General features: G+C 54.9%; 16 protein-coding genes. 2 read left to right on the top strand and 14 right to left on the bottom strand.

Features of this window, described 5'->3' with window-relative positions; genetic code table 11:
* Window positions 1-47: 47 nt before the first annotated feature.
* The 5 genes from ACZ41M_RS08940 to ACZ41M_RS08920 form a co-directional block, all read right to left on the bottom strand.
* On the bottom strand, window positions 48-1,688 hold the full coding sequence (locus tag ACZ41M_RS08940) for an alpha-D-glucose phosphate-specific phosphoglucomutase (protein WP_464731498.1): 1,641 nt from the start codon (window positions 1,686-1,688) through the stop codon (window positions 48-50).
* A 30-nt stretch (window positions 1,689-1,718) separates the two neighbouring features.
* A complete protein-coding gene (gene glgA, locus ACZ41M_RS08935) occupies window positions 1,719-3,386 on the bottom strand; it encodes a glycogen synthase GlgA (RefSeq protein WP_464731499.1) in 1,668 nt (555 codons plus the stop codon).
* A 98-nt stretch (window positions 3,387-3,484) separates the two neighbouring features.
* The gene (glgC, locus tag ACZ41M_RS08930) at window positions 3,485-4,756 is read right to left on the bottom strand and encodes a glucose-1-phosphate adenylyltransferase (protein ID WP_464731500.1); all 1,272 of its coding nucleotides are present in this window, start codon (window positions 4,754-4,756) and stop codon (window positions 3,485-3,487) included.
* 47 nt (window positions 4,757-4,803) lie between these two features.
* Window positions 4,804-6,867: a 1,4-alpha-glucan branching protein GlgB gene (gene glgB / locus ACZ41M_RS08925; protein WP_464731501.1), complete on the bottom strand. Its 2,064-nt coding sequence runs from the start codon at window positions 6,865-6,867 to the stop codon at window positions 4,804-4,806.
* A gap of 190 nt (window positions 6,868-7,057) precedes the next feature.
* Complete coding sequence (locus ACZ41M_RS08920; protein WP_464731502.1) at window positions 7,058-9,523, bottom strand: glycogen/starch/alpha-glucan phosphorylase; 2,466 nt, start codon at window positions 9,521-9,523, stop codon at window positions 7,058-7,060.
* A gap of 376 nt (window positions 9,524-9,899) precedes the next feature.
* On the opposite strand from ACZ41M_RS08920, the gene ACZ41M_RS08915 reads away from it, so the two are divergent.
* Both ACZ41M_RS08915 and ACZ41M_RS08910 read left to right on the top strand, forming a co-directional pair.
* Window positions 9,900-10,688, top strand: coding sequence for an exodeoxyribonuclease III (locus tag ACZ41M_RS08915; protein WP_464731503.1), 789 nt, complete (start codon window positions 9,900-9,902; stop codon window positions 10,686-10,688).
* Between the two features lie 38 nt (window positions 10,689-10,726).
* The gene (locus tag ACZ41M_RS08910) at window positions 10,727-12,463 is read left to right on the top strand and encodes an AmpG family muropeptide MFS transporter (protein ID WP_464731504.1); all 1,737 of its coding nucleotides are present in this window, start codon (window positions 10,727-10,729) and stop codon (window positions 12,461-12,463) included.
* 6 nt (window positions 12,464-12,469) lie between these two features.
* On the opposite strand, the gene ACZ41M_RS08905 is transcribed toward ACZ41M_RS08910, so the two are convergent.
* The 9 genes from ACZ41M_RS08905 to ACZ41M_RS08865 all read right to left on the bottom strand — a co-directional run bounded on the left by ACZ41M_RS08905 (window position 12,470) and on the right by ACZ41M_RS08865 (window position 21,096).
* The gene (locus tag ACZ41M_RS08905) at window positions 12,470-12,859 is read right to left on the bottom strand and encodes a DUF599 family protein (protein ID WP_464731505.1); all 390 of its coding nucleotides are present in this window, start codon (window positions 12,857-12,859) and stop codon (window positions 12,470-12,472) included.
* Window positions 12,860-12,887: 28 nt separating this feature from the next.
* A complete protein-coding gene (locus ACZ41M_RS08900) occupies window positions 12,888-13,760 on the bottom strand; it encodes an EamA family transporter (protein ID WP_464731506.1) in 873 nt (290 codons plus the stop codon).
* A gap of 255 nt (window positions 13,761-14,015) precedes the next feature.
* Window positions 14,016-14,654 (bottom strand): LysE family translocator, encoded by a 639-nt coding sequence (locus tag ACZ41M_RS08895; protein WP_464731507.1) that lies wholly within the window; start codon window positions 14,652-14,654, stop codon window positions 14,016-14,018.
* Window positions 14,655-14,726: 72 nt separating this feature from the next.
* On the bottom strand, window positions 14,727-15,818 hold the full coding sequence (gene ychF / locus ACZ41M_RS08890; RefSeq protein WP_464731508.1) for a redox-regulated ATPase YchF: 1,092 nt from the start codon (window positions 15,816-15,818) through the stop codon (window positions 14,727-14,729).
* A gap of 78 nt (window positions 15,819-15,896) precedes the next feature.
* A complete protein-coding gene (locus ACZ41M_RS08885; RefSeq protein WP_464731509.1) occupies window positions 15,897-16,139 on the bottom strand; it encodes a hypothetical protein in 243 nt (80 codons plus the stop codon).
* A gap of 33 nt (window positions 16,140-16,172) precedes the next feature.
* Window positions 16,173-17,816 (bottom strand): DHA2 family efflux MFS transporter permease subunit, encoded by a 1,644-nt coding sequence (locus tag ACZ41M_RS08880; RefSeq protein ID WP_464737493.1) that lies wholly within the window; start codon window positions 17,814-17,816, stop codon window positions 16,173-16,175.
* Between the two features lie 106 nt (window positions 17,817-17,922).
* Window positions 17,923-19,155: an EmrA/EmrK family multidrug efflux transporter periplasmic adaptor subunit gene (locus tag ACZ41M_RS08875; RefSeq protein ID WP_464731510.1), complete on the bottom strand. Its 1,233-nt coding sequence runs from the start codon at window positions 19,153-19,155 to the stop codon at window positions 17,923-17,925.
* A gap of 71 nt (window positions 19,156-19,226) precedes the next feature.
* Window positions 19,227-20,708 (bottom strand): efflux transporter outer membrane subunit, encoded by a 1,482-nt coding sequence (locus tag ACZ41M_RS08870; protein ID WP_464731511.1) that lies wholly within the window; start codon window positions 20,706-20,708, stop codon window positions 19,227-19,229.
* A 31-nt stretch (window positions 20,709-20,739) separates the two neighbouring features.
* Window positions 20,740-21,096 (bottom strand): ArsR/SmtB family transcription factor, encoded by a 357-nt coding sequence (locus tag ACZ41M_RS08865; RefSeq protein ID WP_464731512.1) that lies wholly within the window; start codon window positions 21,094-21,096, stop codon window positions 20,740-20,742.
* Window positions 21,097-21,221: the final 125 nt, after the last annotated feature.

Here is a 21,221-nt window from a genome sequence, read left to right as displayed (position 1 = left end):
AAGGCGACCAATGGTCGCCTTTCTGCTTTTGGGTCGATGCAATAGGATTAGGTAATCACATTGGGTGCGGTTCGACCGGTCAAGGCGGCAATGTCCGAGATTTGATACGCGATTTGGATTAGCTCCGCTAATGCGGTTTGAGTATCGCCGCCATGCTTGCTCGGATCGGCTTGGTATTGCTCAATGTACATGCGAATGGTCGCACCGACCGTGCCCGTGCCAGATAGGCGGTAGACGATACGCGAGCCGTCAGTGAACAACACACGCAGCCCTTGATTGTGCGAGACCGAACCGTCAATCGGATCGTGGTAGCTAAAATCATCGGCGGATTGCACGGTCAGGGAGCCGAATTGTTTGCCCGCGAGCGTGGGTAATTGCGCCTTGATGTGCGCCATCACCGGATTGGCCTTGTCGGTTTCGATTTCCTCGAAATCATGGCGCGTGTAGTAGTTTTGACCGTACTGCGCCCAGTGATTTTCGAGCAGCTCTTTGACCGATATGCGGGTTTTGGCCAAAATATTCAGCCACAACAACACCGCCCACAGGCCGTCTTTTTCGCGAACGTGGTTGGAGCCGGCGCCTGCCGATTCTTCGCCACACAGTGTGATGCGGCCTGCGTCCAACAGATTGCCAAAGAATTTCCAGCCGGTTGGGGTTTCAAAGCATTCCACGCCCAGTTTTTGCGCGACGCGATCGACCGCTGCGCTGGTTGGCATGGAGCGCGCCACGCCGCTGATGCCGCCTGCGTAGGCCGGTGCGAGATGGGCGTTGGCCGCGAGGATCGCCAATGCGTCCGACGGTGTGACGGCAATGCCGCGACCGATGATGAGGTTGCGGTCGCCATCGCCATCGGAGGCGGCGCCGAAGTCAGGCGCGTCGGCGCTCATCATCAAATCGTACAGTTCTTTGGCATGCACCAGATTCGGGTCGGGGTGATGGCCGCCGAAATCGGTGGACGGCGTGCCGTTGAATACCGAGCCTTTGGCTGCGCCGAGGAGGTCCTCGAAAATCGCGTGTGCATACGGACCGGTGACGGCGTGCATGGCGTCAAATTTTAGGGTGAAGCCGCTGGCGAACAGCGCGCGAATCGCATCGAAATCGAACAACTCTTGCATCAGCTCAACGTAGTCGGTCACGGAGTTGATGATCTCGACGCTGACGTTGCCGATCATCGTCGTGCCAAGTTGGCTCAAATCCACATCGGCGCAATCGGCCGCAGTGTAGCTGCTGACGGTTTGCGAATAGGCGTAAATCGCGTCGGTGATTTTTTCCGGCGCAGGGCCGCCGTTGCTCATATTGAATTTAATGCCGAAGTCGCCATCCGGCCCGCCCGCGTTGTGACTGGCCGAGAGAATCACGCCGCCAAATGCGCCGTATTTGCGAATGATGTGCGATACGGCGGGCGTGGACAGGATGCCGTTTTGACCGATGAGGATGCGCGCGAAGCCTTGCGCCACCGCCATTTTGATGACCAGTTGAATCGCGGTGTCGTTGTAAAAGCGACCGTCGCCGCCGATCACCAGCGTTTTGCCGGCAAAGCCGTCTTCGGGCTTGACCGCCGCGAAAATCGAGGCGACGAAGTTCGCCAAATAGTGCGGTTGTTGAAACACGGTTACTTTTTTGCGCAGACCGCTGGTACCCGGTTTTTGTCCGTCAAATGGGGCGGTGGTGTGGGTGATGATATTCATTCTTATGCTGTCCCAAAGTCAAAGTGATGATTAAAACAGGTTTTTATAGGCCAAAGCCGATTGCGTCCAGCCAACGTCGGTGGCCATTCCGGCTTTTTGAATGCCTTGCCATAGTTTCGGCTGGGCATACAGTTGATTGAATCGTGCGACCGCGTGGATGATCCCGTCGGCGCTCACGTCGTGGCACTGGATGCCAGTGGCGACGCCCGCGCTCACGGCAGCGTGATTGGCATCAACGACGGTATCGTTCAGCCCGCCCACGCGCGTGACGATCGGCACGCAACCGTAACGCAATCCGTACAGTTGAGTCAAACCGCATGGCTCGAAACGGCTCGGCACGAGAATGCCGTCACAGCCGCCCTGCATCAGGTGCGAGAGTTGTTCGTCGTAGCCGGTGTGCACCGCGACGTGGGTCGGATGTTTGTGGTGTGCCGCATACAGCGCCGCTTCCATGCCTGGATCGCCCGAGCCGAGCACGACCACGCGCACATCCATGGCGACGATGGCGTCCAAACTCTGAATCAGCAGATCCACGCCTTTTTGCCATGTCAAGCGACTGATCACGCAGAGCAATGGCGCATCACTGTGCGGAATGTTGAAATGTTTCTCCACCGCTTCTTTGTTGATTTTGCGCTGTTTGAGTTTGCTGGCGGTGTAGTTCGCCGCCAATGCGGGATCTTTCGCCGGATTCCAAATGTCGGTGTCAATGCCGTTGACAATGCCGCTCAGTGCCGAGCCGCGTGAGCGCAACAGACCGTCCAAGCCCATACCGCCGCCGATGGTGGTGATTTCCTGCGCATAGCTTGGGCTGACCGTGGTGATCTGATCGCTGAACAAAATCCCCGCTTTGAGGAAACCCACGCCGCCGTAGTATTCCACACCCTCGGTGGAAAAGGCATGACCGGGCAGACCGAGGAAGCCAAACATGTGTGCGGAATATTGGCCTTGGAACGCCAGATTGTGGATCGTGATCACGGTTTTCGGGCGGTGTTTGCCTGCGCCCAAATAATGCAAATAAGTCGGCGCCAACGCGGTTTGCCAGTCATGCACGTGCAACACGTCGGGACGATAGTCGATGTGCTCGTACGCGCCCCATGACAATTGCGCGGCCATCAATGAGAGTGCGGCAAAGCGAGTCGGATTGTCCCACCAATCATTGCCTTCGTGATCCAAATACGGATTGCCGTCGCGGGCGTATAAATGCGGCGCGTCCAGCACCAGTAAATCCATGCCGTGTACGGTCGCCGACCACAGACGGGCGTCGCCCCAGAAAAAACCATGGGTTTCCAACCATAATTTCGGCGCGTCGTCACCGCTCAATTCATGCAGCGCCTGCATCACGCGCGGATATCCCGGAACCAGCGTTTTCACATGCACGCCTTGCGATTCCAGCGCCAAAGGCAATGCGCCGACGACGTCGGCCAGACCACCGGTTTTGATCAGCGGATAGATTTCGGAGGCGGCGGCTAAAACTTGAATGGGTGCGGACTTTTTACGCACGACTTTTTTCGATGCCGCGGCACGCGGTTTGCTGGTGGTTTTACCCTCAGTTTTATCGGTTTTGGCTGCGCTGGCAGCGCGGCTGCGTTTCGGCTTACTTGCCGGCGTCGTGTCAGCGACAGTGGCGCTGGTGATCTCAGATGTATCAGCCGTTTCAGTTGCAGCGGTTGTTTCGGTCGGGGTTTGTTTGCGAACCATAGGACTCCCTTAGAATAGTATGTGAAAATCGCGCATGAGCTCACCGGACGGGCATGGTTTGCCCGTCATTCGGTTACATGCGCGCTGATTGACGGCTTTTACAGTGCATCAATCATTTTTTGCGTCACCAAGCAAATGCCTTTGCTGGTGCGGCGGAAGCGTTTGGCATCCAGTTCCGGGTCTTGGCCAATGACCATGCCTTCGGGGATGACTACACCGCGATCTACCACCACATTGGACAGGTGAGCATTGCGGTGGATAATCACTTCGGGCAGGATGACCGAGTTGGTCACGGTGCTGTACGAGCGCACCAATACGCCGGTGAATAACAGTGAGTGATTCAAAGTTGCGCCGGAAATAATGCAGTTACCGGAGACCATGGAGTTGATGGCTTCGCCACGACGTCCCGGTTCGTCGTGGACGAACTTGGCCGGTGCGGTGATTTCGTTGTACGTCCAGATCGGCCAGTTTTGATCGTACAGATTCAATTGCGGTACGGTGGCGGTCAAGTCGATATTGGCTTCCCAATACGCATCAATCGTCCCCACGTCGCGCCAGTAGTGCGTCTGCTCGTCTTTGTTGGTCACGCAGGAATTGGAGAAGCGATGCGCTACGGCTTTACCATTTTTGACCAAATACGGAATGATATTTTTGCCAAAGTCGTGCTCAGAATTCGGATCAGCCGCGTCACGGCGCAGAATATCGAGTAGGAATTTGGTCTCAAAGACGTAAATCCCCATGGAGGCTAAGGCTTGATCGGGATTACCCGGAATGCATGGCGGATCGGCGGGCTTTTCTACAAAATCAATGATGGTGTCGTGTTCATCGACGTGCATCACGCCAAAGCCGGTGGCTTCCATGCGCGGTACTTCCACGCAGCCGAGGGTCACGTCGGCTTTGGAGGCGACATGCTGCTCCAGCATGATTTCGTAGTTCATTTTGTAAATGTGGTCACCGGCGAGAATCACGATGTATTTCGGCGCGTAGCCCTCGATGATGTCGATGTTTTGATACACCGCGTCGGCAGTGCCTTGGTACCATGATTCTTCGTCAATCCGTTGGCTCGCCGGTAGGATGTCAAAACCCTCGTTACGCTCTTTGCGCAGGAAGGTCCAACCTTGTGTCATGTGGCGAATCAGGCTATGTGCCTTGTATTGCGTGGCCACGCCGATGCGGCGAATACCTGAGTTGAGCGCGTTGGATAAGGCGAAGTCAATGATGCGGGTTTTGCCACCGAAATAGACGGCGGGTTTGGCGCGCGAATCGGTTAATTCCAACAGGCGCGAACCGCGTCCACCGGCCAGTACGAAAGCCATGGCTTCCTGTGCCAAATGCGGGTAATAACTCCGGCTGGATGGTTTGCTGGTCATTTTGTTCTCCTTTATCAAATATTTCGCGCAAACTGTTTGGAATTGAGTCAAGCGCGCCACTCAAAAATCAGGGTTGCCAACGGCGGCAAACATAAGCTTAAAACGTGTTCGATGTACAACGGCGGCGTATGCACCGGTCGGTGCGGCGCAAGGCTGAGCGGCGCATCGGCTTGTTTCGGAGCCGGATGCAGTTGCGGCCATGCGCGCGTCTGCGCGAGCGCCTGTCCCCAATTACCCATGCCCGAACCGCCGTAAATTGCTGCGTCGGTATTGAGGGCTTCGCGCCAAACGCCCGCTTGCGGTACGCGGATTTCGTAGCCTTGATGCGGCACAGGCGTCAGATTCGACACCACCAGCATCAATTGGTCGCTCGTGTGGGCGCGGCGTAACCACGCAATCACCGACTGATCACGGTCGTCAACCACGCGCCATTCAAAGCCGTCCCAACTGTGCTCGCGCTCGTACAACGCAGGTGAAGCGCGGTACAGATGGTTCAAATCGCTGATTAAACGTTGTACGCCGGCATGCTCGTGGTATTGGGTCAAATGCCAATCCAAGCTTTGATTTTCGTTCCATTCGGCGCGTTGGGCGAACTCCTGTCCCATAAACAACAGTTTTTTACCCGGATAACCCCACATATAGGCGTAATACGCGCGCAAATTGGCGAACTTTTGCCAGTCGTCGCCGTGCATTTTGTGAATCAAGGAGCTTTTGCCATGAACCACTTCATCGTGCGACAGCGGCAAAACAAAATGCTCGCTGTAGGCGTACATTTGGTTGAAGGTCAACTTGTCGTGGTGGTATTTGCGGAATACCGGATCGAGGCTGAAATAGTCCAGCGTGTCGTGCATGAAGCCCAAATCCCATTTGAAATTAAAGCCCAGCCCACCGTGCATCAGGTGCTGCGACACTTTTGGGAATGAGGTGGATTCTTCGGCGATCATCAGCGCCGATGGCACGCGCTCGTGAATGATTTGATTGAGTTTTTTGATAAAGGCAATGGCTTCGATGTTGTCGCTGCCACCCTCTTGATTCGGCTCCCATTGGCCTTCCGAGCGCGAATAGTTCAGGTGCAGCATGGAGGCCACCGCGTCTACGCGCAGACCGTCCAGATGGTAGTGTTCGAGCCAGAACAAGGCGTTGTTGATGAGAAATCCCGCCACTTCGCCGCGACCAAAGTCATAAATCGCCGTATTCCAATCGGGATGAAAACCGCGACGGCGATCCGAGTGTTCGTACAGCGTTGTACCGTCGAACATAGCCAAGCCGTGTGCGTCGGTCGGAAAATGTGCCGGAACCCAGTCGAGAATCACGCCGATGCCGTTTTCATGCGCGTGGTTGACCAGCCGCGCAAAACCGTCGGGCGAACCAAAGCGCGCAGTCGGCGCGTACATGCCTACCGGCTGATATCCCCAAGACGCATCCAGCGGATGCTCGGACACGGGCATAATTTCAATATGGGTAAAGCCCAAATCTTTGACGTAGGCGATCAGGCGTTGGGCCAGTTCGTCGTAGGAGAGGAACAGACCGTTTTCATCGCGCTGCCACGAACCCAAATGCACTTCATAAATGCTGATCGGCTGAATATACGGGTTGACTTGGTCACGTTGCGCCAGATAATCGGCGTCGTTCCACGCGAAATGATGGATGTCGAATACTTTGGACGCATTGGCCGGACGCATTTCTGCGGCGAAGCCATACGGATCGGCTTTGAGCGGCAGCAGATGACCATGCGCGTCGTGCACGGCGAATTTGTATACGACGCCTTCGCCTATGCCCTCGATGAATAATTCCCACAAACCGCTATCGGTGTGGCGGTGCATGACGTTGGCATGGATATCCCAGTGATTGAAATCGCCGACAACGGATACCTGAGATGCATTCGGCGCCCAGACGGTGAAATACGTACCGCCGTCGCGCACATGTGCGCCCATTTTTTCGTAAAGATTGAAGTGAGTGCTTTGGGCGAATAAATAGCGATCCATTTCGCCCAAAAAGGTGGGGTATGCGCTGCTGGCATCGGATGAGCGGTTAGGCACAAGTTCGCCGCTCTCCATCGTGACCGATGGCAAAATAACCTCGGTTTGCGGCTTGTGAACCTGTTTGGACATAACTACCCCCAGTATTTTAGGAGACACTCATTTGAATGCAATGTCTATAGGGTTAGTGTACACCTTTGAGCCGACTCTGCCAACCTTTGCGTTGGCAGAGGGGCACATATTCAATATACGTTCAACCTATATTCAAGGTCATTCTATTTTGGTGCAGGCCGCCGCTCTTGCATTGGCCTGCGGTGTGATTTTAGGCGACCGGAATCCCCCAAATTTCACGTGCGTACTCGGTAATGGTACGGTCGGATGAGAACCAGCCCATATTGGCTGTATTCAACACCGCTTTTTTCTGCCATTGGTCTTGATCCAACCACAACGTATCCAGCTCGCGCTGCGCCTGCGCATAGCTCACGAAGTCCGGCGCAACGAGGAAATGGTCGCTGTTGTACATCGAATCAACCAGACCGCTGTAACGGTGCTGATCGTTCGGCGAGAACACACCGCCGGCGACCGCATCCAGCACGTCTTTGAGCGCCGGAATCGATTCGATCGTGGCGCGCGGGTTGTAACCGCGAACGCGTAAATCTTCGACTTCCTGCGCGGTCATGCCGAAAATCTTGATGTTGTCGGCACCGACGTGTTCCAAAATCTCAACGTTCGCGCCGTCCAGCGTACCAATGGTCAAGGCGCCGTTCAGGGCGAATTTCATATTGCCCGTGCCGGACGCTTCCAAACCGGCGGTGGAAATCTGCTCAGACAAATCCGCTGCCGGCATAATGATCTCGGCGGTGGAGACGTTGTAATTCGGGATGAACACGACTTTGAGCAAATCGCCCACGGTCGGATCGTTGTTGATCACATTGCCCACATCGTTGATCAGGCGGATGATGGATTTGGCTTGCCAATAGCTCGCCGCGGCCTTGCCTGCAAAGATTTTCACGCGCGGAACCCAGTTTTTATGCGGGTTGGCACGGATGTCATTGTACAAAGCGATTGTTTCAAAAATATTTAAATGCTGGCGTTTGTACTCGTGCATGCGTTTGACTTGCACGTCAAACATGGCTTCGGGATTGACTTGAACGCCGACGCGGTCTTGAATCAATTGCGCCAAACGCGCTTTGTTTGATTGTTTAACCGCACGGAATTTCGCACGGAAGGCCGCATCATCCGCGTATGGAATCAGATCCTTCAGGCGGCTTGCGTCGTCCAAAAAGGCGTCGCCGATGGTCTCGCGCAGCAATCCGGTCAATTCAGGATTGGCCTGCATCAGCCAGCGGCGCGGCGTGATGCCGTTGGTTTTGTTGCAAATGCGATCAGGGAACACCTGATGCAGTTCGCGGAATACGGTTTTGGTCATCAAATCCGAGTGCAGGGCGGACACGCCATTGACCTTGTGCGAACCGACGAAGGCCAAATTACCCATGCGCACATGACGACCGCCGTGCTCATCAATCAGAGAAACCGCAGCCAGCAGCGCGTCGTTGTTCGGGAATTGGCTCTTAACTTGGTTCAGCAAACGCGCGTTGATCACATAAATGATCTGCATGTGGCGCGGCAACATACGCTCCATCAGATTGACCGACCAGCGCTCCAATGCCTCAGGCAGCAAGGTGTGGTTGGTGTAGGACACCACCGCTTGGGTGATTTCCCACGCTTTTTCCCACTTCATATTGTGCTGATCGACCAATAAGCGCATCAATTCGGCCACAACCAAGGCCGGATGTGTGTCGTTCAACTGAATCGCCACTTTGTCGGCCAGATTGTCCAGCGTGCTGTACTGCTGCAGGTGGCGACGCATGATGTCTTGCAAAGACGCCGAGGTGAAGAAATATTCCTGACGCAGGCGCAATTCTTGGCCTTCCGCACTCGCATCCGCCGGATACAGGACGCGCGAAATGCTGCGTGCGCGGTTGCTTTCAGACAATGCGCCGGCGTGGTCGCCGCTGTTGAAAATATCCAATTTGATTTCCGTGGTCGCGCGCGCGCGCCACAAACGCAAGGTATTGACGCTCTCGCCGCGCCAGCCGACCACTGGCGTGTCATATGCAACTGCGCGCACGACTTCCGCCGGATGCCACACCGAGGTAGTGGCGCCGTCCCATTCGGTGATGACCTCAACCGTACCGCCAAAACCGATGTGGTAATTGGCCTCGCGGCGCATGAACTCCCACGGATTGCCAAAATTCAACCAGTTTTCAGGGTATTCCATTTGCGCGCCGTTTTCGATCGCTTGGCGGAATAAGCCGTGATCGTAACGAATGCCGTAGCCATACGCCGGTACGCCGATGCTGGCCATGGATTCCATGAAACACGCGGCCAAACGCCCCAAACCGCCGTTGCCCAAAGCCGCATCCGGCTCCAGTTCGCGAATGAAATCGATATCCACGTTCAATTCAGACAGGGCTTTGCTGATGCCGTCGGTCAGCTCCAAGTTATTCATGGCGTCGCGCAACAGGCGACCAATCAGAAATTCGAGCGAGAGGTAGTACACGCGCTTTTTCTCAGCGCGGTAGTTTTCGCGGGTGGTCGCCATCCAGCGATCCACGATGTGGTCGCGCACGACCAAAATGGTGGCGGTCAGCCAATCGCTGCTGTTCGCAGTCAACGGATCTTTGCCGACCGCGTAGGCGAGCTTCGATAAAATTTCGGCTTTTAAAAATTCAGAATCGGTATTCGGTACAGAAACATTTTCCTGCAAGTTGGATTTGAGATTCATTCACTATCCTTTCACAATATGTAATCGTTTTCGCGATCACGATGAGGGCTTATTATATAGAAAGATGAAGGCTTGGGTATAAAAACATGATGCAGCAAGCGTTTGATTTATATAGGCTAATTACATTGAGTCATTTCCATCGGTTCATCGATAGGGCATCGTTTTACCCAAATCGGGCGACCATATGGCTGCGCTACGAGCCAATTTGCCGGATTTGTAGCCGAATCAAGCCGATTACTGGCGCGCGAAGGTCGTTGCGTGCCACAAATTCGGTTACAATCAAGCCCCAAAAGATCCAATGCAGAGCAAATGAAGAGCAAACGCTGATTCAAGCTCGGTTCAAACAGTAAGTGTACACATTTAACAACACAATATCATGACACGAATCATTTCCGCCAATTTAAATGGCATTCGCTCCGCCAATACCAAAGGCTTTTTTGATTGGGCGGCGCAACAATCCGCCGATATTGTCTGCGTGCAGGAACTCAAAGCGCAGGCGGACGTGGTGGAAGCCCATTTTGCCGAATTTGCCGGTCTGCGCGGCTATTTCCAATACGCTGAGAAAAAAGGCTACAGCGGCGTCGGCCTCTACTCCCGTCATCAGCCCGACGAGGTCATCATCGGCTTTGACGGCGGTGGCGAGTTTGACCGTGAAGGCCGCTACGTCGAGGCGCGTTTTGGCAAGCTGTCGGTGATGTCGGTGTACTTTCCGTCCGGCTCGTCCGCACCGGAGCGACAAGAGGCCAAATACCGCTTTCTCGCGTTGTTTTTACCCCACATTCAGGCGCTGCGTGCGGCAGGACGTGAAATCATCATTTGCAGCGACGTTAATATCGCGCATCACGAGCTTGACCTGAAAAACTGGAAAGGCAATCTGAAAAACTCCGGCTTTTTGCCCGAAGAGCGCGCGTGGCTGAGCCAGTTTTTGGATGAATGCACCTTGTGCGACACCTATCGACGGCTGCACCCGGAAACGGAGCAATATACGTGGTGGAGTAACCGTGGCCGTGCGTATGAAAACAACGTCGGTTGGCGCATTGATTATCAACTCGCCAGTCACGACGTCGCGCAAGCCATGCACACCACCAGCGTTTATACCGGTCAGAAATTTTCCGATCATGCGCCGATCATTATGGATTATGGTTTTGCATTGAGTGATTTTTAAACAGCAGATCAAACGATTATTCTAACGAAGGTTTTTTCATGAACTCGTCCATCCTCGTTCGCCCCTCTTTTTTAAATTCTCGTCTGTGGCGACTGACCAGCCTATTGGTTTTGGGGTTTGCTTCGGGCTTACCGCTCGCGCTGACCGGCCAAGCGATGCAGGCATGGTTGACCACGGCAGGGATGACCATGGCGGCGATCGGGATGTTTAGTCTGGTGACACAACCGTATGCGTATAAATTTATCTGGGCGCCGCTGATGAATCGTTTTGAGCCGCCGTTTTTTGGGCGCAGACGCGGTTGGTTGGTGCTCACTCAGTTGTTTTTGGCGGGCAGCATTGCGTTGATGAGCCGAATCAATCCGGCGGAGCAAACCTATTTGTTCGCCGGTTTGGCATTATTGGTGGCTTTTTTCTCCTCATCGCAAGATATTGTGATTGATGCGTATCGAACAGATATTTCTCCGTCTGAAGAGCGCGGTTTGGCTGCGAGTGTGGGCGTTTTTGGCTATCGTTTGGCGATGATTGTGTCCGGTGGTATTGCCTTTATTTTGGCGGACAGCATCGGCTGGTCGCAGGTCTATCAGTATATGGCTTTGATTATGTTGGCGATGGCGGTGTTTAGTCTGTTCACGCCGCTGATTCCACAGGAGCAAAGCGATGCGCAAAAAGGCCGCGATTTTATGTTGTTTATGATGGTGGTTTTGGCTGCGGTATTGAGCTTTGTCGCGCTGTACCGTGGTTTTCGCTGGGCCGTGCCGCAGTTGTCGGGGACGTGGGGCTTTATTCCGGTGGTGGCTTCGTTGTTGCTGAGCTTGACCTTGGTCAATGCTTTGAGTCGCTGGACGCGCTTTAGCGGACAAAAGGACGTCAATGGCTTTATGTATATGCTGTTGGGCGTGGTGCTGGGTGTTTTCGTCGGCCAAGCGATATTCTACGTCCTCAATCCGATCGTGCAATCATGGTTTGCGGGCATGAGTGCGGCCAATGCGGGCAAATGGATCAATCTGATTGAAACCTTGGTGATTTTGTCGGTGACGATTCCGGCGGCGTATTTTGGTGCCAAGTGGTCGAAATTCGAGTTGCTGCTGGAGCCGTTGGGCGAGTATTTCAGCCGTGATGCGGCGTGGTGGTTTTTGGGCTTGCTGGTGTTTTATAAGTTGGGCGACGCGTTTGCGGGGACTTTGTCCACGGCGTTTTTGTTAAAAGGCGCGGCATTTACGCAGACGGAAGTGGGTTTGGTCAATAAAATGCTGGGGATGTTTGCCACCATCGGCGGTGTGTTTTTGGGTGGCGTGCTGATGTTGCGTTTGGGGTTGTTTCGCTCGTTGTTGTTGTTTGGGGTGCTTCAGGCGCTGTCGAATATGGGCTTTTGGCTGTTGGCGGAGTTTGGTAAAGATGCGTGGGGGCATTTTAATTTGCCGACCGGTGAAGTCGCACGGTTTTTGACCGGAAATGATCAGTTAACCGGTGATACGCCGATTGATTTGCTGCTGGTGTTTGTGGTGTGTTTTGAGAACATCACCGGCGGAATGGGGACGGCGGCGTTTGTGGCGCTGCTGATGGCTTTGTCGCGTGGCGGTCATAGTTTGACTTACTACGCGCTGTTGTCGGCTTTGGCTTCGCTGGGACGTATTTATGTGGGGCCGGTCGCGGGGGTTTTGGCCGAGCCGGAGAATTTGGGCTGGTCGAAATTCTTTATTTTCGCCACGGTGATGGCTTTGCCGGGCTTATTGCTGTTGTGGCATATGCGACAGCGAATTAAGCAGTTGGCGTAACTTTGATCACAACCACAATTCCAACGCCGCCACCAGCAAGGCCAAGATAAACAACACCACCGCGCTCCAAATCAGGCTGAGTGCGTAACGGATACGTTGGGCGGTCAAGTCCAAAGATACGCCTTTGAACTGAGTTTGAAAGCTCAAGCGCGCCAGAAATCCGATCGAAATGGCCGAGCAGGTCGCGCTCAGTATCAGCAGAAAAATGGTGCCGAAAATCGCCCAATCGGGACGATTGTGCGCGGTAGCCAGCGCGCCCATGAGCGCAATCAACGCGACCGAGGCGAGGATGCTGGCAGACATGATGGCGTTGCGAATGGTTTGCACGATGGTGATCGCGCCACCGGACGAGTGACCGATGTGGTCAAGCCATTCAATTAATTCGTTTTCTTTCATGTCTGCTCCGTATGTTTGCCCGTCTATTTTACGCCAACTGCGGCAGCCATTTGTTCAAATAAAACAGGCTGACAATCGAGGCAATCGCCAGCAGAATGCCGACTGCGTTCACGCGCGAGATTTTTTCGCGGAACAACAGCGCGCCGACCAAGGTGCCGAGCGTAATCACACCGATGTTCATACCCGCGAATACCAGCGTCGGATCGTTTTTGAACGCCTGATGCGCGCGCACGTAATACAAAATATTGCCAAAGTTGAGCGCACCCAGCAACAGGCCGCCGAGCAAACTTTTACCTGACCAGCGCGTGCGTTTGAACAGCAAATACAGCCACATCAGCACACCGGCGAGGATGAATGCGACCAGCAAATTACCCGCGAAGGCGCTGCCGGTTTTCGCCACCTGCTTGAACAAAATATCAATCACGCCGTAGCCGAGCCACACGCCGAGCAGTGGCAAAACGATTTGTCGTGCGCTGCCACGCCCGCCTGCGCCCGAAGGCTTGTACAACAAACACAACAAGGCGGCAAAAGCCAAAACGATGCCCAAGCCGCGCGCTTGCGTTAACTGTTCACCAAAAAACAGCAGCGCCCAAACGATCGGGATGAACAGTGATAAACGCTGCGCCGCGTCCGATTTCACAATGCCCGCGTAATCCACCGCTTTGGACATGATGAGAAACACCGATGGCAATAAAATCCCGAGTGCGACGAACAGCGCTATGGCCGAAGTGCCAGTATTGAGCGCGCCCACATTGGGTTTGAGGTATGCCCAAGTCAACGCCGTCGCCATCACATAATTCATGGCAATCGCCTGCCCCATATCGATGTGCTGGCGGCGCGCCATTTTCAGAAAAATCGATACCGCCACGCTGCACAACACCGCCAAAATCAAATACGTCATCGTTTACTTCCCTTATTTTGTTTCTTTGGATTATTCTGCCTACGGCTGCCTAAATGCTCAGTGCGCTACAAACAAAACGCCCGAATCATCGAGCGTCAATGGCTATGCTATACGCATGAGCGAGCAGCAGCGAGTTGGCATGATAATGATTTTTGCTGCTCGGTGCATCCCTTATTTGCAATCGGTGATGGCGTCGTCTGCTTAGCGGTGTGCGGCGGACAGCCGCGCGCACCCCGACGTATTGCTACAATCCCTTTAACGCAAGGCCGAGGTCAGTAATTTACCGCCCAGCGCCGCCATGACGCCGCCCGCGATGCGATCCAACCACTTTTTATGGTGCAAATATGCCGCGCGTGGCGCAGCGGTCGAGAGCAACAGCGAAACGACCACATACCAAATCAATTCAATCATAAAGACCACGCAGACGGTCGCCAGATTGAACAACCAGCTCGTGTGCGCGGGTAAAAACGCCGCGAATACGCTGGCGTAGACAATGGCGGTTTTGGGGTTGACGATTTGCGTGATGAACCCGCTGCGCCCATTGTTTAGCAATGAGCGGCTGCGTGAAGCGTTGGCGCTGTTGGACGCATCCACGGTCAAAGGCTGCGTCGCGCCGCGAATGATGCGCGCACCCAGATAAAGCAAATACGCGCCGCCGAATAATTTCAACCCGATGAATAGCTTGGGCACGGCGAGCAAAACGCTGTGCAAACCGAGTAAAGCAACCGTCGCGAAAATCGCCCCCGCGAGCGCAATGCCGAATGCTGTGGCGACACCCTGTGCGCGTCCCGCGCTGACGGCGGTACGCGCCACCACCACGAAACTCGGCCCCGGACTGACCGCACCCACCGCCAGTGCGCTGGCGATGCCGAGCAAACTGAGCCATTCATTCATGGGTTGCTCCTCATGAAAAAGTAATAGTAATGCAAACAAAAGCCCATCGGATGGATGGGCTTTCAACAGGGTTTATACATTAAACAGGAAGTTTAATATGTCACCATCTTTGACCACATAGTCTTTACCCTCAGCGCGCATTTTACCCGCTTCTTTCGCGCCCGCTTCGCCTTTGTATTGGATAAAGTCATCGTAGGCGATGGTTTGCGCGCGGATGAAGCCGCGTTCGAAGTCGGTGTGAATCACGCCCGCTGCTTGCGGTGCGGTGTCGCCAATGTGGATGGTCCACGCGCGCACTTCTTTCACGCCTGCGGTGAAGTAGGTTTGCAGACCGAGCAGGGTGTAGCCGGCGCGAATCACGCGGTTCAGGCCGGGTTCGTGCATGCCCATGTCTTCGAGGAAGATGTCTTTTTCGTCGTCATCCAGACCGGCGATTTCGGCTTCGATCGCGGCGCACACGGCCACGACCGGTGCGTGTTCTTTTTCCGCGTAGGCTTGAACGGCTGCCAAGTGCGGGTTGTTTTCAAAGCCGTGCTCCAATACGTTGGCCACGTACATGGTTGGTTTGGCGGTGATGAAGCAGTACGGCTTGAGCAACGCGAGTTCTTCTTCGTCCAGATTCAGGCTGCGAATCGCTTTGGCTTCGTTCAGTGTCGGGATGATTTTTTCGAGTACGCTCACGAGTTTCGCGGCGTCTTTGTCACCCGCGCGCGCGGTTTTTTGCTGGCGTTGCAGGGCTTTTTCGGCGGTGGATAAATCGGCCAGCGCCAGTTCGGTGTTGATCACTTCGATGTCGGAAATCGGGTCGATTTTACCGGCGACGTGGACGACGTTTTCGTCTTCAAAACAGCGTACGACGTGCGCGATGGCGTCGGTTTCGCGGATGTTGGCGAGGAATTGGTTACCCAGCCCTTCGCCTTTGGATGCGCCCGCGACCAGACCGGCGATGTCGACGAACTCAACCGTGGCGTATTGCATGCGTTGTGGTTTAACGATGTCGGCGAGTGCATTCATGCGCGCGTCGGGCACTTCGACCACGCCGACGTTCGGCTCAATCGTGCAAAACGGGTAGTTTTCAGCGGCAATGCCGGCTTTGGTCAAGGCGTTGAATAAGGTGGATTTTCCCACGTTGGGCAGGCCAACGATACCGCAGCGAAGTGTCATGATGTTCTCGTCTATAAAACTGTAAAGCCGCTATTATAACGGCTTTACTCAGGGTTTAGAATGTGTTTGGTATTTGGGTCAGAGCTTGGTGTTGTGGTAATCGTTGTAGCGTTTGGCCAGAACCATCCAGTCCACCAGCGCAATCGCTGCCCCCGCGAACGCGTAGAGCGAAACACTTTCCCATGAAAAATGACCATTGAACCACTGAATCGCACCAATCACCAAGGCAACCGAGCCGGCGGTCGTCGCGATATACAGCCAGCGTCCGCGTTCACGTAGTTTTTCAAAACGCACAATGTGTGCCGGTTTTTCCGTCGTCATAACTTGTTCTCTTAATGTTGGTTTCATGTTGGTTTAATGTCCGCCGGTGGCACTTGCGCCTTTAACGGGTTTGGCAAAAAACACGAAAATAATCATTACCAAGAATAATACACCGGTCAGATACAGAATATCCAGCGTCGATTGCGTGGCCGCCTGTTGGCTGATCAGACCATCCAGCAGCGTGTAGCGCTGCGTGCTGTTCATACCCGCGTGGCCGAGCTGACTCATCAACTGATCATACGCTGGTGTACCCGGTACGGCATTTTCGGTCAGACGTGCGTGGTGAAAAATCGTGCGCCGCGTCCACAGCGTGACAAAAACCGCCGTGCCAATCGCACCGCCGAGCGTGCGCAAAAAGTTCGACAGCCCCGCCGCGTGCGTCAACTCCTCGCCGTGCAGCCCCTCCATAATCAGTGCGCCCAGCGGAATGAAGAAAAACGGAATGCCCATGCCGAACAAGAACCGCCCGATCATGATTTGATTCATGGTCGCATCCGGCGTGAGCAGACTCGAGTACCAGCTACCGAAGGCAAACAAGCCAAAGCCCGCAATCACCAAATAGCGCAAATCCACCTTGTGCATATTCATGCCGATCACCGGCGAGAACAACACGGAGAACACCGCCACCGGCGCGACCGCCAGACCCGAGTGGAACGAATCATAGCCCATGACCGTTTGCAACCACAGCGGCACCACCACCATATTACCAAAGAAAATGGTAAACCCGATCGTTTGCAAACTCACGCCGATGGCAAAATTACGGCTGCGCAACAGGTGCAAATCCACCACCGCATTTCGCTCATACCACTCCCAAATGGTCAGCAACACCAAGCCGACCACAGCAAAAATCGTCAGAATGATGACCTTGTTCGACTCGAACCAGCCCAGATCGTTGGCGTGTTCCAGCATGAATTGCAGGCTACCGACACCGATCACCAGCAGGCTCAAACCGATGATATCAATCGGCTGCTTGGTGGTTTTCGACTCGCGCCCTTTGAGCAAAGTAGCAATGCTGTATGCGCAGAATAAACCGATGGGCACGTTGATATAGAAAATCCAATGCCACGAATATTCCTCGGTGATATACCCGCCCAGCACCGGCCCGACGACCGGCGCAATAACCACCGTCATCGCCCAAAAAGCCATCGCGACGCCGCGTTTTTCCGGCGGATAGCTGTTCATCATGATGGATTGGCCGAGCGGCACCATCGGGCCGGAGACCAAACCCTGCATCAGACGGAAAAACACCAGCATGTCGTAGTTCGGTGCCAAACCGCACAGCACCGAAAACAAGGTGAACAACAGCACCGACGCGATCATCAAGCGCACTTCGCCGAAGCGCCGCGCGAGCCAGCCGGTCAGCGGGACAGCAATCGCTGCGGCCAACGAGTACGAGCTGATGATCGACGTGCCTTCGCGCGCGGAGACGCCCATCGAACCGGAAATCGTCGGCACAGCCACGTTCGCAATCGTGGTGTCCAATACCTCCATGAAGGTGGACAAGGCCGTGGCCAAGGTTAAGAATACCAAGGGCGCACCGTGCAGCGGCGGCAGTACCGTACTGGCGTGACTGCTGCTTGCAGGAGTGGTATCGGTCTGCGCTTTGTCGTGCGCCTTGTTGTGTGCCTTGTCGTGCACTTCGTTCTGATTCATCGGTTCTGCGTGATTTGAACTCATGAATGATCCTAAAATTTTCAGTCTGTAATGAGTGAGCCGCAGTCACAGAGCGGATTTACGCCGTTCACGGTGCTTGCGTGTCATCTCATCATTGATCACCCATTGCTCAACGCAGGTTTTGCTGAATGATCTGATCGGCCATCTGATTGGCTTCGGCCTCATCTTGGTTGTAGACATTGGTTTGCAGATTCGCCGGTGCTTGCGTGCCGGTCACCGCGCCCAATACCGCGCCGCTGCGATCGCGGGTGTCGATGCTCACATGCATGGACATGCCGACGCGCAAGGGATGCTGTTTCAATTGCTCGGGGTCGATGGTCACGCGCACCGGAATGCGCTGAACGATTTTGATCCAGTTGCCGGTGGCGTTTTGCGCAGGCAGGACGGAGAATGCCGCGCCCGTACCGATGCCGATGCCTTGCACCGTGCCGTTGAATTTCACGCCGCTGCCGTACACATCCGAGGTCAACTCGACCGGCTGACCGACGCGCAAATTCGCCAATTGTGTTTCTTTGTAATTGGCTTCCACCCACACTTGATTGGCCGCGACAATGGTCATCAACGGTGCGCCCGGAGCGATTTGCTGGCCGACTTGTACGCTGCGTTTGGCCACCACGCCGTCAATCGGCGCGAGCACGGCCAGACGTTTGTTGTTGATGTAGGCACTGCGAAATGCTGCTTTGGCCGCTTCAATGGCGGGATGGCTTTGCGGGGTCGTGCCGGCGATTTGTGCGGTTGCGGTTTTGCTTTGTTCGGTCGCGGTTTTGTAGGCGGCTTGCGCTTGAATCAAGGCATTGCGCGCTTGATCGTATTCCTCTTTGCTCACTGCGCCCGTGCCGACCAGTTTCGCGCGGCGATTGACCGCATCTTGTGCGATTTGTACCGCGCTGCGTGCTTGGCTCAATTGCGCATTGGCTACGCCCGCGCTGTTGAATGCGTTTTGGATTTGGCGCGTGGCTTGCGCGAGCTGCGCTTGCGCTTGGCTCAGGGCGACTTGCGCGTCGGTCGGGTTGAGTTTGATCAGCACTTGGCCGGCTTTGATCTCTTGGTTTTCATCGGCCAAGATGGTCTCGACCGTGCCGATGGTTTGTGCGTTCACCATCACCATATTGCCGGAAACGTAGGCGTTGTCGGTGCTTTCGTGGTGGCGCGAAAAGAAGAACCAGTAGGCCAACCAAGCCAAGCCGGCGATGAGGAACAGCGCGATGGCGATGGTCAGGCCGGTTTTGCGTTTGCGTTGGTTTTGCGCGTCTTGCTGTTGTTGCGCTTGTTGCACCTGTTGCGCATCTGAGGGTGTTGATGCCGACGCGGTGTTGATGTCGTGTTGTTCTGCGTTACTCATAAATTCCTCGTGTCAGGATGGTTATGCGGTGGTGATTGATTTGATCGCTGTAATAGGTGCCATAAACGTCATTACTGGCTGTCGACGATGGCGGAAAATTCAATGCCCAAGCTGTTGGCCAGTCGCGCTTCTTGCAAACGCCGTGCGGCGTAGTTGGCGTACAGCGCGTCTTGCGCGCTCAAGGCGGCTGCTTGTAAGCCGAGCGTTTCCATCTGCGGTGTCATGCCAGCTTGGTAACGCTGACGCGCCAGGTCGGCCAATTTTTGCTGGTTTTTGACAATGCGCGCTTGCTGGCTGACTTGAGCTTGCGTTTGGCGGTGTTGTGCCAGTTGTTGCGCCGCGTCGGAGATGGCCTCAAATACGGTTTTGTTGTATTGCGCGATGGCGGTGTCTAACTGCGCCTGCTGGATGCGTAGCTTGGCATTGAGCTGAACGCTGCTGAACAGCGGCAGCGTGATGGCCGGTCGGACGCCCATGTTTTTGCCGCTAAAACGCAAAATATCGTCCAAGCCGATGATTTGCAAACCGGTAAACAGGCTCAGGTTGAGGTCGGGGTAGAACTCGGCGCGTACCGATTTCACCTGTTCGCTCGCTGCGGTGATGTACTCACGTGCGGCGGCGATGTCGGGGCGCGAGCCTAAAATATTGGTGCTCAAGTGATTGGGTAAACGCAAGGTCGCCCATGTACCGCTTGCGCTGATCGGGGGTAATTGCTGCGGCGTCAGGCCAACCAGTGCGGCCAGTTGCGCGCGCAGTACCTCGTGTTGTGCATTCAGACCGGCGGAGAGCTGCTCCATCTGTGCAATCATGATGTCGGTCTGCACGCTGTTTTGCACGGGTTGCAGACCTGCGCGTTCGCGTTCAAGCCAGCGCTGTTTGAGCGTGGTTTGCAGGGCGATCATTTGGCGCAAAATCGCTTGGCGGCTTTGCAGAGCCGAGATATTCGCATGCAAGCCGACGATTTGCGTGATCACGCCTTGGCGTGCCGCTTCGTACTCCAGCGCTTGAGCACGGCTTTGTCCCAGCGCGGCATTGTAGGCGGCGCGGTTTTTGCCCCATAAATCCAAGTCCCACGACAGACCGGCAGAAATGTCGGTTTGCTCCATGCCTTGGTCGGGGATGCCGCCGCTCATGCCCATTTGCTGCAAATATCCTTGCAAATTCTGTTGATAGGCGTCGACATTGGCGTCAAAGAATTTTTGCCCGGTCCAAGTGGCCTTGATTTGCCCCGCCGGATAGTGCGATTTGCGCACGGCGTCGGCGTTGCTCTGCGCGGTTTTGGCGCGTTTGGCCAGAACCTGTAAACTGGGTCCGTCGGCCAGTGCTTGCTCAATCAGTCGGTTCAATGTCGCATCGTTGTACGCGCGCCACCAGCCTTCGTGCGGCCACTGCGCCAAGGTTTGATCAGAGGTGGTGGGCAAATTCAGGACGTCGTTATTGACCTGTGCCAGCGGCTCGTGTTTGCTCGTCATGACGGCGCAGGCAGACAGTGCGGCAATGGCCAGTGCCATGCTGGATAAACGCACAGTTCGGGATAGGATGGCGTGTTTCATAAACACCTTTGAGTTGGGTTTGAGGTTGAATTTAAATAGAAGAGGCGATCGGTGTCGATTCAGGATTCAGCCATTGTGCCATGTGTTCATCAATCGGATGCACACGGCCAAGGCGCAGCATCAAGCGATAGGAGTCCAGATTGATGCGTGCCAAGATGTATTTGCCTTTTTTTTCCACATCGATCAGTTGTGCCGATTCGAGTGTGCGCACATGATGCGATACGGTGGGCGCGCAGATTTTCCAGCCCGACACCATGTCGCTGATCAGGCAGCCGTGCTCGCGTCCGTGCTCCTGCTCGTGCGTGAGGATGGTGATGAATAAGGCCAAGCGGTGTTCATTGGATAATGCTTTGAACTGCCGTGCCAGTAGTTTGATGTCTGTTTCCATCGGTACTTTGCGCTTGAATGTTTCGGGAGAAGAGTGCCGCTATCAACCAGATGGTTTGAACGGAAAGGGTTGTAGAGCGGGCACAAATCCGGTGCTCATGGCTGGCAATTCTAAAAAACAATTCG

This window comes from Puribacter membranae, from assembly GCF_055380425.1.
The sequence above is the reverse complement of the archived record's forward strand: the minus strand, read 5'-3'. Positions and strand labels throughout refer to the sequence as shown.

Bases quoted from the DNA above. Each gene is read 5' to 3' on its own strand.
- ychF (WP_464731508.1), bottom strand. From the start codon at position 15,818: ATGACACTTCGCTGCGGTATCGTTGGCCTGCCCAACGTGGGAAAATCC.
- ACZ41M_RS08900 (WP_464731506.1), bottom strand. From the start codon at position 13,760: ATGACGTATTTGATTTTGGCGGTGTTGTGCAGCGTGGCGGTATCGATT.
- ACZ41M_RS08940 (WP_464731498.1), bottom strand. From the start codon at position 1,688: ATGAATATCATCACCCACACCACCGCCCCATTTGACGGACAAAAACCG.
- ACZ41M_RS08920 (WP_464731502.1), bottom strand. From the start codon at position 9,523: ATGAATCTCAAATCCAACTTGCAGGAAAATGTTTCTGTACCGAATACC.
- ACZ41M_RS08905 (WP_464731505.1), bottom strand. From the start codon at position 12,859: ATGAAAGAAAACGAATTAATTGAATGGCTTGACCACATCGGTCACTCG.
- ACZ41M_RS08875 (WP_464731510.1), bottom strand. From the start codon at position 19,155: ATGAGTAACGCAGAACAACACGACATCAACACCGCGTCGGCATCAACA.
- ACZ41M_RS08910 (WP_464731504.1), top strand. From the start codon at position 10,727: ATGAACTCGTCCATCCTCGTTCGCCCCTCTTTTTTAAATTCTCGTCTG.
- glgC (WP_464731500.1), bottom strand. From the start codon at position 4,756: ATGACCAGCAAACCATCCAGCCGGAGTTATTACCCGCATTTGGCACAG.
- ACZ41M_RS08880 (WP_464737493.1), bottom strand. From the start codon at position 17,816: ATGAGTTCAAATCACGCAGAACCGATGAATCAGAACGAAGTGCACGAC.
- ACZ41M_RS08895 (WP_464731507.1), bottom strand. From the start codon at position 14,654: ATGAATGAATGGCTCAGTTTGCTCGGCATCGCCAGCGCACTGGCGGTG.
- glgB (WP_464731501.1), bottom strand. From the start codon at position 6,867: ATGTCCAAACAGGTTCACAAGCCGCAAACCGAGGTTATTTTGCCATCG.
- glgA (WP_464731499.1), bottom strand. From the start codon at position 3,386: ATGGTTCGCAAACAAACCCCGACCGAAACAACCGCTGCAACTGAAACG.
- ACZ41M_RS08885 (WP_464731509.1), bottom strand. From the start codon at position 16,139: ATGACGACGGAAAAACCGGCACACATTGTGCGTTTTGAAAAACTACGT.
- ACZ41M_RS08865 (WP_464731512.1), bottom strand. From the start codon at position 21,096: ATGGAAACAGACATCAAACTACTGGCACGGCAGTTCAAAGCATTATCC.
- ACZ41M_RS08915 (WP_464731503.1), top strand. From the start codon at position 9,900: ATGACACGAATCATTTCCGCCAATTTAAATGGCATTCGCTCCGCCAAT.
- ACZ41M_RS08870 (WP_464731511.1), bottom strand. From the start codon at position 20,708: ATGAAACACGCCATCCTATCCCGAACTGTGCGTTTATCCAGCATGGCA.